Origin of the sequence: Acetobacter ascendens (assembly GCF_001766235.1) — a bacterium.
Classification (GTDB): Bacteria; Pseudomonadota; Alphaproteobacteria; order Acetobacterales; family Acetobacteraceae; genus Acetobacter; species Acetobacter ascendens.
The window spans coordinates 847,252-862,581 of sequence record NZ_CP015164.1; the positions used below are offsets into that span (position 1 = coordinate 847,252).

At 53.8% G+C, this 15,330-nt stretch carries 13 protein-coding genes; 5 read left to right on the forward strand and 8 right to left on the reverse strand.

The window, feature by feature from the left end; translation table 11 throughout:
- Positions 1–76: 76 nt before the first annotated feature.
- The 5 genes from recF to mutM all read right to left on the reverse strand — a co-directional run bounded on the left by recF (position 77) and on the right by mutM (position 5,529).
- The gene (gene recF, locus A4S02_RS04120; protein ID WP_082246744.1) at positions 77–1,225 is read right to left on the reverse strand and encodes a DNA replication/repair protein RecF; all 1,149 of its coding nucleotides are present in this window, start codon (positions 1,223–1,225) and stop codon (positions 77–79) included.
- A 45-nt stretch (positions 1,226–1,270) separates the two neighbouring features.
- Complete coding sequence (dnaN, locus tag A4S02_RS04125; RefSeq protein ID WP_070323033.1) at positions 1,271–2,395, reverse strand: DNA polymerase III subunit beta; 1,125 nt, start codon at positions 2,393–2,395, stop codon at positions 1,271–1,273.
- A gap of 115 nt (positions 2,396–2,510) precedes the next feature.
- The gene (gene dnaA, locus A4S02_RS04130) at positions 2,511–3,944 is read right to left on the reverse strand and encodes a chromosomal replication initiator protein DnaA (protein WP_070323034.1); all 1,434 of its coding nucleotides are present in this window, start codon (positions 3,942–3,944) and stop codon (positions 2,511–2,513) included.
- A 338-nt stretch (positions 3,945–4,282) separates the two neighbouring features.
- Positions 4,283–4,552: a 30S ribosomal protein S20 gene (gene rpsT, locus A4S02_RS04135; protein WP_012812907.1), complete on the reverse strand. Its 270-nt coding sequence runs from the start codon at positions 4,550–4,552 to the stop codon at positions 4,283–4,285.
- Between the two features lie 137 nt (positions 4,553–4,689).
- Positions 4,690–5,529 (reverse strand): bifunctional DNA-formamidopyrimidine glycosylase/DNA-(apurinic or apyrimidinic site) lyase, encoded by an 840-nt coding sequence (gene mutM, locus A4S02_RS04140; protein WP_070323035.1) that lies wholly within the window; start codon positions 5,527–5,529, stop codon positions 4,690–4,692.
- A 29-nt stretch (positions 5,530–5,558) separates the two neighbouring features.
- Between mutM and A4S02_RS04145 the strand changes: the two genes are divergently transcribed.
- Genes A4S02_RS04145 through A4S02_RS04165 form a run of 5 tightly spaced genes read left to right on the forward strand, consistent with a single transcriptional unit; the run spans position 5,559 to position 11,213 of the window.
- Positions 5,559–6,341, forward strand: coding sequence for a class I SAM-dependent methyltransferase (locus A4S02_RS04145; RefSeq protein WP_070323036.1), 783 nt, complete (start codon positions 5,559–5,561; stop codon positions 6,339–6,341).
- Positions 6,342–6,352: 11 nt separating this feature from the next.
- Positions 6,353–7,582, forward strand: coding sequence for a bifunctional phosphopantothenoylcysteine decarboxylase/phosphopantothenate--cysteine ligase CoaBC (gene coaBC, locus A4S02_RS04150; RefSeq protein WP_070323037.1), 1,230 nt, complete (start codon positions 6,353–6,355; stop codon positions 7,580–7,582).
- A 35-nt stretch (positions 7,583–7,617) separates the two neighbouring features.
- Positions 7,618–8,097 (forward strand): dUTP diphosphatase, encoded by a 480-nt coding sequence (gene dut / locus A4S02_RS04155; protein WP_070323038.1) that lies wholly within the window; start codon positions 7,618–7,620, stop codon positions 8,095–8,097.
- On the forward strand, positions 8,094–9,842 hold the full coding sequence (locus A4S02_RS04160) for an ABC transporter permease (RefSeq protein ID WP_070323039.1): 1,749 nt from the start codon (positions 8,094–8,096) through the stop codon (positions 9,840–9,842). The genes dut and A4S02_RS04160 overlap by 4 nt, the downstream gene beginning before the upstream one ends.
- 15 nt (positions 9,843–9,857) lie before the next feature.
- Positions 9,858–11,213 carry an ABC transporter ATP-binding protein gene (locus A4S02_RS04165; RefSeq protein ID WP_070323040.1) on the forward strand — a complete coding sequence of 452 codons (1,356 nt, stop codon included), beginning with the start codon at positions 9,858–9,860 and terminating at the stop codon, positions 11,211–11,213.
- Positions 11,214–11,225: 12 nt separating this feature from the next.
- On the opposite strand, the gene msrA is transcribed toward A4S02_RS04165, so the two are convergent.
- From msrA to A4S02_RS04180, 3 genes are all read right to left on the reverse strand, one after another.
- Positions 11,226–11,762 carry a peptide-methionine (S)-S-oxide reductase MsrA gene (gene msrA, locus A4S02_RS04170; protein ID WP_019090311.1) on the reverse strand — a complete coding sequence of 179 codons (537 nt, stop codon included), beginning with the start codon at positions 11,760–11,762 and terminating at the stop codon, positions 11,226–11,228.
- A gap of 82 nt (positions 11,763–11,844) precedes the next feature.
- A complete protein-coding gene (locus tag A4S02_RS04175) occupies positions 11,845–14,538 on the reverse strand; it encodes a valine--tRNA ligase (RefSeq protein WP_070324173.1) in 2,694 nt (897 codons plus the stop codon).
- 141 nt (positions 14,539–14,679) lie between these two features.
- A complete protein-coding gene (locus tag A4S02_RS04180; protein ID WP_019090313.1) occupies positions 14,680–15,321 on the reverse strand; it encodes a DUF2497 domain-containing protein in 642 nt (213 codons plus the stop codon).
- Positions 15,322–15,330 lie beyond the last annotated feature (9 nt).

Consider the following 15,330-nt stretch of genomic DNA (forward strand, 5'->3'; position numbering starts at 1 on the left):
CCGTACAGGAAAGAACAAAAAACCTTTTATTCTTATACCCTGATCAGACCTCTGGGGCCAGATTGAGCAGCATGTTTTATGACCCTGAGGGCAAAAAAGCTCCGTTTTTCAGGGTTTCAAACTGGGCACTCTGCTTAAGCGGCGCAAAAGGTGCCTGATCTGTGCCGGTAAGCAACACGGTTGTGCGAAAATCCTGCACAATTTCCAGCAATGAGGCCCGACGCGCGGCATCCAAATGCACTAAAGGTTCATCCAATAGCAAAATGGGCGGCTGCCCACGGTAGTCGGTTACAAGCCGGGCATGTGCCAGTACAACGCCAATAAGCAAGGATTTCTGCTGGCCAGTGCTTGCTAGTGCGGCGGGCTGCCGAGACGTCAGATCTTCTAGCAGAAAATCACTGCGATGCGTGCCAAATGTGGCGCGGCCGCGTGTGGCGTCATCTTCGCGCAGATCGGCAAGTTTTTCGCGCAACCAGTCCTCTACAGCCAGCGCTGGAGATGTTTCCAGTTTTTGGGCAATAGCGCATTGCAGCATCGCAATGGCAGCAGGAAAAGCACCCAGACCATTTTGGGCATAATGGCAAATCTGGCGCACGGTTTCTTGCCGTGCTGCGGCAACAGCCACAGCATGCCGCGCCATGGAGGCCTCCAACCCGGATAACCATGAGTGTTCGGAAAAACGTGTTTGTAGCAGACGGTTACGTTGCGTCATGGCGCGGTCGTACGCAGCCAGCTCTCGCGCATGGTGCGGTGTAACCGCCATAACCAGCCGATCCAGAAAGCGCCGCCTGCCTGAGGTGCCCTCACTAAATAATCGATCCATCTGCGGGGTAATCCACACAGTGGCGAGGGTATCTTCCCACGCCTCTTGCCCCCGGATTTGCCGGCCATTCAGTAAAAAAACACGGCGCGGCCTTTCCTGCCCGCCCTGTGTGCCGGTGCCGAGTTCAAGAAACTCATCTTCAGTTTTAATGCGCGCAGAAACGCCCCAGTTGGTCGCACCCATGCGGCCGAATTGTGTAAGGGGTGCAGCCCGCAACCCTCTGCCCGGAGAGAGAAGAGAGACAGCCTCTAGCAGATTGGTTTTGCCGCTGCCGTTTTCGCCCGTCAGCACCAACAGGTTTGCATCGGGAGACCACACAAGCCGTTCGTAATTACGAAAATTGGAAAGCGTAAGTTTAAGAAGCCGGGGCATGCCACGCAGCTTCTGTTGGCCTGCCTGCATTTTGGCAGTGAAGGCAGGCCGTAAGTGTTAAAACAAAAAAACGGATCACACGCGCATCGGCATGAGAACATATAGTGCGGATGGGCTATCTACATCGCGCACAATGGTGGGGGATGCGCTATCTGCAAACGCAAATTCCACCTCTTTTTCTACCTGATCTGTGATGTCGTTAAGGTAGCGCGCCTGAAAGCCGATTTCCAACCCTTCTGCATCGTAAGAAATGCGGTTGTCATCCAGCTCTTCCTTGGCCATGCCCTGCTCTGTGCTGCTGGCAGACAGAGTAAGCAGGCCGGGTTCAAGCGTTAGCTTTACCGGGCGTGAGCGTTCCTGACTAATGGCGGCAACACGCGCTACAGCATCGGCAAAGTCTTTTTTGCCAACCCGCAGAATGCGTGTGTTGTTGCGTGGGATAACACGTTCATATTCAGGAAATGTGCCGTCAATCAGCTTGGACGTAAGCGTAACAGGCCCGGCCGTGAACTGGATGCGCGTTTCAGAAAGCGCAATTTCCACTTTTTCCGGGGCTTCATCAATCAGCTTGCGCACTTCAGCCACTGTTTTGCGCGGGACAATAACGCCCGGCATCCCGGCAGCACCTGCTGGCAGATCAGCTTCCACGCGGGCCAAGCGGTGTCCATCTGTAGCCACAGCGCGCAGCTTGGGATCGCCATCAACTTCTGTGCCATGCAGAAAGATACCGTTGAGGTAATAGCGGGTTTCTTCGGTAGAAATGGCAAACCGTGTACGGTCTATCAACGAATGCAGTGTTGTGGCAGGCAGCTTGAAGCGGTATGGAAAATCCCCCGCCCCCATGGATGGAAAATCATCCACACTCAACACGTTCAGGCGGGTAGCGTAGCGGCCAGCACGCAGCAGAAGCGGGCCTTCGCTATCAGCCTGATCCAGTTCCACATCCACGCCGTCGGGCAGCTTGCGTACAATTTCGTACAAAACAGCTGCTGGTGCCGTTGTGGCCCCTTCCCGCGAAATTTTGGCGGGAACACCTTCAACCACTTCAATTTCCATATCTGTGGCTTTCAGGCTGAGCTGTCCGTTAGCTGCCTGAATAAGAACATTGGCTAGAATGGGAATGGTGTTACGCTTTTCCGCAACACTCTGGATATGGGCCAATGCCTTAAGCAGTGTTGCGCGTTCCGCCGAAAACTTCATCTAACCCTCTTTCCTGCAAGACAGGGCCTCTGTTTTGCAAGAGGCATTCGCTTTTTCCACCTCGAAAAGTAACAGGTGGGCGTTATCAGTCAATCCCTTTGGAATCTCTACGTTTTCAGCTTTCCAGCATTCGCCGCAGGAGTTCCACATCTTCTGCAAAAGCTGCATCCAGCCCCATAAGTTCCGTTACACGATTTACCGCATGCATAACGGTTGTATGGTCACGATTACCGAACTTGCGCCCAATTTCAGGCAAAGAGCGGCTTGTAAGCTGCTTGGCCAGATACATGGCAACCTGCCGGGGCCGCGCCACATTGCGCGCTCTACGGGCAGATGACATGTCTGTCAGGCGGATGTTCCAGTGTTCTGCCACTTTTTTCTGGATTTCTTCAATCGTCACACGCCGGTCATGCGCTTTGAGGATATCGTGCAGCACTTCCTGCGTGGCTTCCAGTGTAACCGGGCGGCCAAACAGGTTGGCATGAGCAATCAGACGGTTGAGCGCGCCTTCCAGTTCACGCACATTGGACGTGATTTTGTGCGCCAGAAATTCCAACACCTTACCGGGTACAACAACACCAGAGGCCGCGGCTTTTGATTCCAGAATGGAAATACGCAGTTCAAACGTGGTGGCATGAATATCTGCCACCATGCCGCAGCCCAAGCGCGTGCGCAGCCGATCTTCCAGCCCTGAAAGATCGGACGGAGATTTATCAGCCGAAACCACAATCTGTCGTCCGGCATCCACCAGTGCGTTAAAGGTATGGAAGAATTCTTCCTGCGTGTTGTCCTTGCCAATCAGGAACTGCAAATCGTCAATCATCAGCACATCGACGGAGCGCAGTTGCTCCTTGAACTCAATGGTGGACTGCGAGCGAATGGCCGCAATAAACCGATACATGAACTTTTCGGCAGACATGTAGGCCACGGATACATTGCCGCTCTGGATCAGCTCGGCCCCGATGGCGTGCATCAGATGCGTTTTACCTAGCCCAACGCCGCCATAAAGGAACAGCGGGTTAAACCCAACACTGGAGGGTTTTTCTGCAACGCGGCGGGCGCAGGCGTAAGCAAATTCGTTCGGCTTGCCCACAACAAATGTATCAAACGTAAAGCGGCTATCCAGCGCCGTTACCAAATCACTCCGCACTTCTGGTGCGGTGCGTGCTACTGGGGTTACCTCTTCCTGCACGGGTGTTGCAGTGCTGGCGCTAGGCACATTTTCTAAGGGGATGGGGGCAGGATCACCCGCGCGGGCAACCTGTAGCTCCACCCGGCGGATACTGGGGATTTCCTGATTCCACAGTTCACTTAGGCGGTCACCATACTGACTTCTCACCCAATCGCGCAAAAAGCGTGTGGGTAAAAGCAGGGTGATTTCATCACCATCAATCGGGCCTAGCGCAATTTTGGTCAGCCAGGTGCGGTATTCAACTTCGCCAACTTCGCCCTTCAGGCGGGCGCAGATACGCAGCCACGATTCCTCAAGCCCCTTGCCGTCTTCAAGCCGGGGAAAGGCGCTTTCGTCATCGTCCACTCCGATTGTCATTTTTGCTCCCGAGCGGTCATTAAGGCGCGAATGGGTTCACGCAATTCACAAAATAGGCGGCACATGTGCTGCCGGTTCTGTGCAACATCTGTAACGGCCTTGGCGGCCTACGGTGCAGGCTTGCTTGTATCTTGCGGAAGATAGCCCGAACAGCGCCAAGCCATCTTGCAAGGTAAAGCAGTGAGAGCAAATGGAGCAATCAATATTTCATGCTGCCTGCCCTGCTTGCGCTTTATCCAGCCAAGGTGGTGATAAAAACAAAGCCGAACCATCTGGGTGATGATTCGGCTTTATCTCAAAGCGTCAGATGGCCACCATAAGGTCGCCCCGCACTTTCCTCAGGCCGGAGCCAGTGCTTTCACACGGGCAGACAGGCGGGAAATTTTGCGGGCCACCGTGTTGTGGTGGATAACGCCCTTAGTGGCCGCACGCTGGATTTCTGGCTGAGCAAGGCGCAGTGCTTCGCGCGCAGCGCCATGATCACCAGCTTCAACTGCGGTTTCTACTTTCTTGATGAAAGTACGCATGCGGGATTTGCGGGCGGTGTTACGAGCAGTCCGCTTCGCGGTCTGCCGGATGCGCTTACGCGCCGAAGCGATATTCGCCATGAGTTTCTATTCTGTCCAGCACTTAAGAAAGATTAAAAGGGCAGACACGCCGGAACGCGCTACCCAAAAGAGTAAGCGGTGCTGTAATGCACCTAAGCGCCTTCCGTCAAGCTTCTTCCGTGCCGACCACTAGGATTTTACCCGTTTTTCTGCCTTTGGGGACAAAAAAATGTGGATCGTCCGGCTTGTGTTATCTGCTGCACGCCAGAACATGCGGGGGCGCCGGGGCAATTGGAGCATGGTTTGCCCGTTTGCCCATATACCCGCCACGCGTGCTGGAAGTACCCTAACCCTCCCTCTGGGCGTACATAATCTTTCAGGCTGGAACCACCGGCTTCTATGGCCTCTTCCAGCACATCCCGTATGGCCTGCGCTAATTTGCGGGCTTTAGGGGCTGTAAGATTACAAGCTGGCATGGTTGGGGCAATGCCAGCCCGGAACAGGGCTTCGCACACATAAATATTGCCCAACCCTGCCACAACCTTCTGATCAAGCAGGAAGGGTTTGATAGGCATCCGCCTGTTTTTGCTGGCAACCAATAGTGTTTTGAAGGTGAAATCTGATTCAAGCGGCTCTGGCCCCATGCCTGCCAGTAATGGGTAGGTATCCTCCCGATCCGTGGGAACAATATCCAGCATGCCAAATCGGCGGGGATCTATGTATCCGCAGCGCTTTCCATCCTGCAGAATCAGCACAACGTGCTCATGCAGTAACGGCTCGGTCGGAGAATCGAGGAGCACGCGCCCAGACATACCCAAATGCCAGATTATGGACATTCCACCAGACAGGCGCATAAGAATATATTTGCCCCGGCGACGAAAGCCTTCTATCCGGCGGCCTTTGATTGTTTGTGAGAAATCGGCAGGAATCCGCCATCTCAGGTCATGACGGCGCACAATTGCTTCTTTGATGGTACCGTTTTGCAGGGCAATCTGCATCCCGCGCATTACGGTTTCTACTTCAGGGAGTTCCGGCATGGCTAAAAAGCAGGGTATAGGGGAACCCCATGACCGACAACAGCTTTACGTCCTCCCCCGCTTCTTCTGGCGCAACAGTGGAAGAAACGGATTTCGGCTTCCGCTCCGTAAGGAAGGAAGAAAAAAAAAACCTTGTTCGTGACGTGTTTGATAGCGTCGCTGGCAAGTATGACGTGATGAATGACATCATGTCCCTTGGCATCCATCGGGTATGGAAGCGTATTTTTGTAACAGAGCTTGGCCCGCAGCCCGGTATGTCTTTGTTGGATCTGGCCGGTGGCACAGGTGATATTACCTTTGGCTGGCTGAAGGGTGGCGGCGGTTCCGCTATTATGACCGACATTAACAGCAGCATGCTGTCTGTTGGGCGGGACCGCGCCATTGATCGTGGTTTTGTCTCTGACCTGTCTTTTTGCGTTGTGGATGCAGAAGCCATTCCGCTGCGTGATATGTCAGTAGATCGGGTTTCCATCGCTTTTGGCCTGCGCAACTGCACGGATAAAATGGCCGTGCTGCGTGAAGCCCGGCGTGTGCTCAAACCCGGCGGACGCTTTCTGTGTCTGGAATTCTCTCGCGTTCAGGTGGCGGCTCTGGCTCCTATCTATGATGCGTGGTCTTTCAAGGTGCTGCCCGCCATGGGCAACCTGATTGCCAAGGATCGTGAAAGCTACCAGTATCTGGCAGAAAGCATCCGCACCTTCCCGGATCAGGAAACACTGGCAGATATGTTCCGTGAGGCCGGGTTCTCTCACGTGCGGTATCAGTCTCTTTCTGGTGGTATTGCGGCTATTCATTCCGGTTGGCGCGTGTAAGGCCAAAAGGTATGGATGTGGCTTTGCCTTCCCGTTCTGTTTTGCTTGTTGTGGGCGGTAGTATTGCCGCCTTCAAAGCACCGGAGTTAGTGCGCCTGCTTAAAGGCGCTGGCATGCAAGTACGTTGCGTGCTTACGGAAGGCGGAAGCCAGTTTGTTACCCCCCTTACCTTGCAAGCGTTAAGTGAAGAGCCGGTTTATACAAGCCTGTTCTCCTTAACGGCTGAACAGGAAATGGGGCATATTGCGCTTTCTCGCTGGGCAGATCTGGTTCTTGTTTGTCCTGCGTCTGCCAATTTGTTGGCGCGTATGACGGCTGGTTTGGCGGATGATCTGGCTAGTACGCTTTTATTGGCCACAGATGCGCCGGTAATGGCGGTTCCCGCTATGAATGTGAGAATGTGGGAGCATGCCGCCACGCAGGATAACGTGGCCACGTTGCAGCAGCGCGGTGTGTATGTTGTGCCACCAGCTATTGGCCCCATGGCCTGCGGTGAATTTGGCGCGGGCCGTATGCCAGAACCCGCCGATATCTTGGATGCCGTGCTGGCCTTTTTTCGCCAGAGACAACAGCAGAATGGCCCCTTAGCGGGTAAATCTGTTCTGGTAACAGCAGGGCCCACGCATGAACCGCTTGATCCGGTGCGATATCTGGCCAACCGATCATCCGGCAAACAGGGCTATGCCGTTGCAGCCGCATTGGCCGATCTGGGCGCTTCCGTTACATTGGTAAGTGGCCCGACCACGTTGCGTGCTCCTGCCGGCGTGACGTATGTTCCGTGCGAAACAGCTTGCCAGATGTTGGCGTGTGTTAAAGCTGCGGTCCCGTTTGATGCGGCAGTTTGCACTGCGGCAGTGGCAGATTGGCGGCCTGAGGTGCTGGCTGGGCAAAAAATCAAAAAAATCAGCCGGGATGATGTGCCTGCTCCTATTCGGCTGGTGTCTAATCCAGATATTCTGGCCGAAATTTCTACTCCCGGCTCACAGCGGCCTGCGCTTGTTGTGGGGTTTGCGGCTGAAACCGAAAAGGTTGAAGAACACGCAACCGCCAAGCGCCAGCGCAAGGGGTGTGATTGGATTGTTGCAAACGATGTAAGTGCTGGCACAGGCATTATGGGGGGTGATAGTAATCAGGTTGTTCTGATAACCGCCCAAGGGAGCGAGCGCTGGCCGCACATGCTAAAGGAGGAAGTTGCACAAAGGCTTGCTTCTCGCATGGCAGATTGGTTTACAGAATCCTGATAGATTGTTTTTGAAATTTTTATAGAGGCTTGTTGATGTCTGCACCCATTTCTCCTTCGGCTGATCTTAGTGTGCAGGTGCAACGCCTCCCCCATGCGCAAGATCTGCCCCTACCTTCCTACGCCACAGTAGGGGCTGCGGGAATGGATCTGCTAGCCGCGGTAGTAGAACCTGTAGTGTTGTTGCCCGGTGCACGGGTGTTGGTGCCAACCGGGCTGCGTATTGCTTTGCCCCGTGGGTATGAACTTCAGGTTCGGCCACGTTCTGGTCTGGCCCTCAAGTACGGCATTATTCTCCCAAATTCTCCCGGAACAGTGGATGAAGATTATCGTGGAGAACTGGGCGTTATTATGCTGAATGCTGGCCAAGCACCGTTTACCATTGAGCGTGGCATGCGTATTGCTCAGGCTGTTGTGGCCCCCGTGACCCGAGTGGTGTGGGCCGAATGTGATGAACTGGGTGAAACGCAGCGTGGCGCAGGTGGGTTTGGCAGCACGGGAACCGGAGTGCCATGAACAGAAGTTGGATGAACCTTGTTCCTAAACCACAAGGTTCGTCTTCTCTGCCTTTACGTTATCTGAACAGCGCAGATGCTCTGCTGCTTTTGTGTCTGGCGGCTGCGGCAATAGCGCTGGGGGCAGCGGTAAGGCACATGTTGGGGCCATTAGTGGCTCCTGCCAGCATGCCCATACATTTAGATATGTGGCACCTGCCCGGCTACGCGCTGCGCACAACCATACGCATGTTTGCGGCTTTGGCGTGCTCACTGGTATTTACGTTTGTGTATGCAACGCTCGCGGCAAAAAGCCGGCGTGCAGGACAGATTTTGGTGCCTTTGCTGGATGTGCTGCAATCTGTTCCTATTCTTGGGTTTTTGTCTTTCACCATCACATTTTTTCTGGGGTTGTTTCCGGGCCGCATACTGGGCGCGGAATGCGCAGCCATTTTTACCATTTTTACCAGTCAGGCATGGAACATGGCGTTGGGCATGTATCAGAGCCTGCGCTCTGTACCGCCTGAACTGGAAGAAACGGCCCGTTGTTTTGGCCTAACAAGCTGGCAGAAGTTCTGGCGCCTGGAAGTGCCCTGCACCATCCCCTCCTTGGTGTGGAACGCCATGATGTCCATGGCCGGTGGCTGGTTTATGGTGGTGTATTCTGAAAGCATTACCGTGGGCAGCACGGATATTACTCTGCCGGGGATAGGTTCCTATGTGGGTATGGCCATAGATCATCAGAATATTGGCGCTGTAGCCGCAGCCATTGTGGCCATGATGGTTGTTATTCTGGTTTACGATCAGGTGCTGTTTCGGCCTCTGGCCGCATGGGCCACACGTTTTAGGCTGGAAAGTGTCAACGCAACCCAAGTTGTAGAGCCGTGGTTTTTGCGGCTGGTGCGCCGGACGCGTTTGCTGCGGATATGCGGGAATGCCCTGCTTTCTGTTGGGCGGCGTATTAGCTACCTGCCTCTGGGTTCTCGTCCTAACTCTGTGCTGGTCAATGCCGAGGAGGATAATGGTGGCGCGGACTGGCTGTGGTGGGGCTTTCTTCTGCTCGTCTGTCTTGGGGCTTCATGGCAAGTGTGGGACTATGCCCATACGCATTATACACTTGGTCAAATTGCCTATGTGTTTGGGTTGGGCAGCATAACATTGGTGCGTGTGGTCAGCATGTTGGTGCTAGCTTCTTTAATCTGGGTGCCGGTAGGTATCTGGTGCGGTCTGGACCCAACGCGTGCCTGGCGGGCGCAGATATTGGCGCAGTATGGGGCAGCTTTTCCGGCTAACCTGTTCTTTCCGGTGTTTGTGGTGGTGATTGTACATTTCCGCTTAACCCCAGATATCTGGCTTACCCCCCTGATGATTTTAGGGGCGCAGTGGTACATCTTGTTTAACGTTATTGCCGGGGCCTCATCCTTCCCGTCCAATTTGCTGGAAGTTGGCCGAAATCTGGAAGTGAAAGGCTGGTTTTGGTGGCGGCGCATCATCCTGCCGGGCATTGCGCCTTATTACCTTGTTGGCGTTATGGCGGCCGCAGGTGGCGCGTGGAATGCAGCCATTGCATCGGAAGTGGCGCAATGGGGAGAAACAACCTTAACGGCCCACGGTCTGGGCGCTTATGTTGCGCAAAGCACTCAGCTCGGAAACATTAGTAATGTTGGGTTGGGTACGGTGGTGATGTGTGTATTTGTCATGTTCACCAACGCTTTGGTATGGCGGCCTTTGTCTGACTTTGTAGCACGCCGCCTGAAACTGAACTGAACCGGATAGATAGCAATGGCATCTGGCCCAGAGAAAAAAACATTTCCATCCGGCTCTGTTTTAGCAGAAGCACGCAATGTCAGCCGTTTTTATCATAAGGATAGCGCTGCCGATGTGCAGGTGCTGGATAATATCAGCCTTACCCTACATGCCGGAGAAATAGTTGGGCTGCTTGGGCGGTCTGGTTCTGGTAAGTCTACCCTGTTGCGTATTCTGGCTGGTTTGCTGCCGCCCTCATCTGGTGAAGTGTTGTGGAAAGAGCAGCCCCTACGTAAACCCACGCAGGACATTGCAGTGGTGTTTCAGTCCTTTGCCTTGTTCCCGTGGATGACGGTGGAGGAAAACGTTGCACTGGGTTTGGACGCGCGCGGTGTGCCTGCGGCAGAGCGTGACAAACTGGTTGATGATGCCATAGATCTGATTGGTTTGGGTGGGTATGAAAATGCGTGGCCCAAGGAGCTTTCTGGTGGCATGCAGCAGCGTGTAGGGCTGGCCCGCGCCTTAGTGGTGCATCCTGATTTGCTCCTTATGGATGAACCTTTTTCTGCTCTGGATGTGTTAACTGCAGAAAATCTGCGTACAGATCTGATAGAACTGTGGTCGGAAGAAAAATTGCCGGTTCAATCTATGCTGATTGTGACGCATAATATTGAAGAAGCCGTGCTGATGTGTGACCGCATCGTGATTGCGTCTTCCAACCCCGGACGCATCGCACATGTGTTGCATGTGCCGTTTGTGCACCCACGCAACCGCGAAGATGCAGAGTTCCGCCAACTGGTGGACCACATTTACGCATTGATGACGCAGCGCGCCCCCATTGTTTCAGAAGCGGATCTGGCACGCCGCGGTGCACCGCAAGGGGCTGCCCTCACCCGTTCCTTCCGGGCTTTGGTGCCTGTTTCTATCACTATGATGATTGGGATGATGGAGGCTTTGGCCGCCCCCCCGCTAAATGGGCGGGCCGATTTACCTGTATTGGCAGAAAAGCTTCAGCTTGAGCTGGATGATCTGTTCCCATTAGGGGAATCTCTGGAACTCCTGCGTCTGGCAGAGCTGGAAGATGGGGATATTCTCCTTACCAATGAGGGCGTGCATTTTGTTCTGAGTGATCTGGATGAGCGCAAGGCCATTATGGGCCATGCGCTGCTCCATAACGTACCGTTGGTGCGAATGATCTGCACCCTACTAGATGAACGGCCTACACACAGCATTAAAGCAGAGCGCTTCCGCAGTGAACTGGAAGATAGCATGTCTGCTGATTACGCGCGCCAAACACTCCAGACCATTATTGGCTGGGGCCGCTTTGCCGAATTGTTTGATTATGATGAAGAAGGAGACCGCTTTTTTCTGGAAGATGAAACTTCAGAATAAGCAGTCTGCCCTTTATGTCGGGCTAAAGTAACGCGCAAATTCCTTGCGGGCTTTAGCCACTTTAGGGCTGATAACCACCTGACAGTACCCAGCCATAGGGTTACGGGCGTAATAATCAAAATGCGCTTCTTCCGCAGGCCAGAAAGCGGTGAGAGGCTGAATTTCTGTCACCACAGGCTGATCACCCCAGATTTTTTCCTGGGCGATGTCTTGCTTTGCACGTTCTGCAATCTGCTTTTGCTGGTCATTTTCATAGAAAATGACGGAGCGATACTGCGTGCCCTTGTCATTCCCCTGCCGGTTCAGGGTTGTAGGGTCATGCATAATAAAGAAGATGCGCAGAATTTCAGCGTAACTGATAATGGCTGGGTCAAACTCTAGCCGAATAACCTCGGCATGGCCTGTCTGCCCAGTGCACACTTGCTGGTAGCTAGGGTGTTGCACAGTGCCGCCAGCATAACCCGGCGCAATGGAGAGAATGCCTTTCATACCACGGTAAACGGCTTCCAGACACCAGAAGCACCCACCGCCTAATATTGCTGTTTCCATGCTTCTGTTCTCCCCCTTTTTTTGTGTGGCTCAATAGCCTGCCAGCAATTAAGCCAGCAGGCTACGTAGGCTCGCGCGGTTGTTACCCGATGCGAGACAGAGCGGCTTTTAGGCGCACACATTCGCCTTGCTGCGCTTCCAGACGGTCCCGCATTTCCTGCACCACTTCCGGTTTGGCGCGGGTGACGAAGTTTTCGTTGCCAAGTTTCTTTTCGGTTTTGGCAACTTCATCTTCCGCCTTACCCAGTTCCTTTTTCAAACGGGCACGTTCGGCATCCAGATCAATCAACCCGGCCAGCGGGATGATAAGAGTTGCCTCATCCACCACAGCCTGCGCGGAACCATGCGGAATATCACCCAGCAACGGAGCAATTTCGGAAACGCGTGCCATACGGCCAATGGCTTCCTGCCAACGCTGTGCGTGGTCCAATGTTTGCGGCAAGGCATCTTTCAAAAAGACTGGAGCTTTTTGCGCTGGTGGCACGTTCATTTCTGCGCGCACTGTGCGGATTTCCGTAATCAAGCGAATAATCTGATCGCACTCTGCTTGTGCAGCTTCTGCACCAGCCGGCACAACAGGTTCTGGCCAGCTTGCAGAAATAAGGCTGCCTTCTTCTCCATACCCAAAGGAATGCCACAGCGTATCCGTTACAAACGGAATAACAGGTTGCAGCAGACGCAGGATAACACCTAGAACATAAGCTGCTACAGCGCGAATTTCTGCGGCTTCGGCTTCATCCGTGGAGTTAAATACGGGCTTTGCAAACTCAAGGAACCAGTCACAGAAGCGGTTCCATACAAAGCGGTAGCAGCTAAGCGCATATTCATCAAAACGGTAGGAATCTAGCGCCCGCGTTGCTTCTGTAATGGCCGCGGCAGATTCGGCAATAATCCACCGGCCAAGCGGAGATTTAACAGTTGCCGGATCAAACCCTTCTACAGGTTTAACGCCATTCATTTCACAGAAGCGTGCGGCATTCCAGAGCTTGGTGATGAAGGCGCGGTAGTCTTCTACCCGCTTGCGGCCCAGCTTAACATCTCGCCCAATGCCGGTAAGCGCGCAAATAGTAAAGCGCATGGCATCAGCACCGTACTGATCAATCAGTTCCAGCGGATCAATACCGTTGCCTTTGCTCTTGGACATTTTCTGCCCGTGCTCATCGCGCACAAGACCATGAATGAAAATGTTGCGGAACGGCACATCGTGCATGAAGTGCTGGCCCATCATCATCATTCGGGCAACCCAGAAGAAGATGATGTCAAAGCCTGTTACCAGCACATCAGTTGGGTAATACCGGGCGAGTTCTGGCGTTTTGTCCGGCCAGCCCAGCGTGGAGAACGGCCACAGGGCGGAAGAAAACCACGTGTCCAGCACATCATCATCACGCCGCAGTTCTTCTACCTTGCCGTAATGGGCATTGGCCTGTGCCCGTGCGTCTGCTTCATCATGTGCCACAAATACGTGCTCATCTGGCCCGTACCATGCAGGAATACGATGGCCCCACCAAAGTTGGCGCGAAATGCACCACGGCTGGATATCACGCATCCATGCGAAGAAGGTGTTTTCCCACTGTTTGGGAATAAAGCTGGCGCGGCCAGATGTAATGGCTTCTACGGCTGGGCCGGATAGTTTTCCAGCATCACAGTACCACTGTGTGGTCAGGCGAGGTTCAATAACCGCTCCACCACGTTCAGCATGCGGCACCTGATGGCGATGGGGTTCGATTTTTTCCAGCCAGCCATCTTCTTCCAGACGGGCCACAATGGTTTTGCGTGCTTCTTCGCGGGAAAGCCCAGACAGGCTGCGCACAAAGGCTGGGTCAGCCAGCCCGTCAACAGCGCTCAGGTCCTGCTCAATTTCATCCAGAACAACACGAGCCTGATCGTCCAGAACGGAGAGCATGGGCAGGTTGTGGCGACGGCCGACTTCGAAGTCGTTAAAATCGTGCGCGGGGGTGATTTTAACCGCACCCGTGCCTTTTTCCGGGTCCGAATGTTCATCCGCCACAATCGGGATCAGACGGCCTGTAAGCGGCAGGCGAACGGATTTGCCAATCAGGTTTTTATAGCGTTCATCTTCTGGGTGAACAGCGACCGCAGTATCGCCCAGCATGGTTTCTGGCCGCGTGGTGGCAACGGTAATTGTTGCATCCCCTGCGCCTTCAACCGGGTAGCGAATATACCATAGGTTACCGGCAACATCCTTGCTTTCCACCTCTAGATCGGAAATGGCGGAGCGGAAAACCGGGTCCCAGTTCACCAACCGGCGGTCACGATAAATCAGCCCTTCATTATAAAGGGTTACAAACACTTCCCGCACCGCGCGGGAAAGGCCTTCATCCATCGTGAAGCGTTCACGCGGCCAATCGAGCGATGCCCCAAGGCGACGAAGCTGCTTTGTAATGCCGCCGCCGGATTGCTCTTTCCATTCCCACACGCGTTCAATAAACGCATCGCGGCCCATTTCCTGGCGGGTTTTGCCTTCGGTAGCCAAGGTGCGTTCCACCACCATCTGGGTGGCAATGCCTGCGTGGTCTGTGCCGGGCTGCCATAGGGTATCAAACCCCTGCATGCGCTTCCAGCGGATAAGTGTGTCCTGCAGTGTCATGGTCAGGGCATGGCCCATGTGCAGGGTGCCGGTAACATTCGGCGGTGGAATCATAATGGTGAACGGCTTTTTGCCGCTATTGGGCTGTGCAGAAAATGCCTTTCTGCTTTCCCATAATTCGTACAGGCGTGTTTCTATCTGGGCCGGCTCAAAAGACTTGTTCAGCATATGTATTCCACCACACAACGTAAAAAAGGCGGCAGGCATGTACTGCCTCCGCCTTTGCAGAGCAATCATCCGGTTTTTGGCAGAGCACCCGTTACTGAAATGTGTGCGTTCACCCAGTAACGGCGTGTCTGGTTTCCGGTATTACAGACCGCGCTGCGTCAGACGTTCCACTTCCTTACGGACAGCAGCCTGCACGATGCCTGCAAGATGTGCATCCAGCCACTTTTTAAGGAATACGCGCACTTCCTGGCGCACGATATCTTCAACAGTCAGAGACCCTTCATGTGAAATAGCCACTTTTCTCTCCTCATGCTCTCTTAGATACTTATCCTGCAGGGTTTTCTGCAGAACAGCGAATGAATTTGATGTATCTGACATGGTTTCGTCATTCAGGGGGATAGGGAGAGGACCAGACATATCGTGTTCTGCCTTTTCAGTTAGCGGGATCTGTCTCAGATCGGTTACGGATAAGATACCGTCATCATGAGCGATAGGTGATGACTGCACAAGAGCCGTATCTTCTCCCATATTGACTGGATGATGCGCCGAACTATTGGGCTGGCTGGTGTGATGATCCGGCTCTGATTCCTGCACAAGTCCTTCCATCATGGAAGGGGAAAGAACCAGCATATCGTCGTCTTCATCACCCTGTGCGGAGTCTGTATCCGAAGAAGGGGGAGCCATGGCTGCCAGATGCTCATCATGCAGGGTCTGCCGGATAGAAGACAGCACATCTGCTACTGATTTACCTGTACCTTCAGATGGATCCTGTGACGATGCCATACAATAACC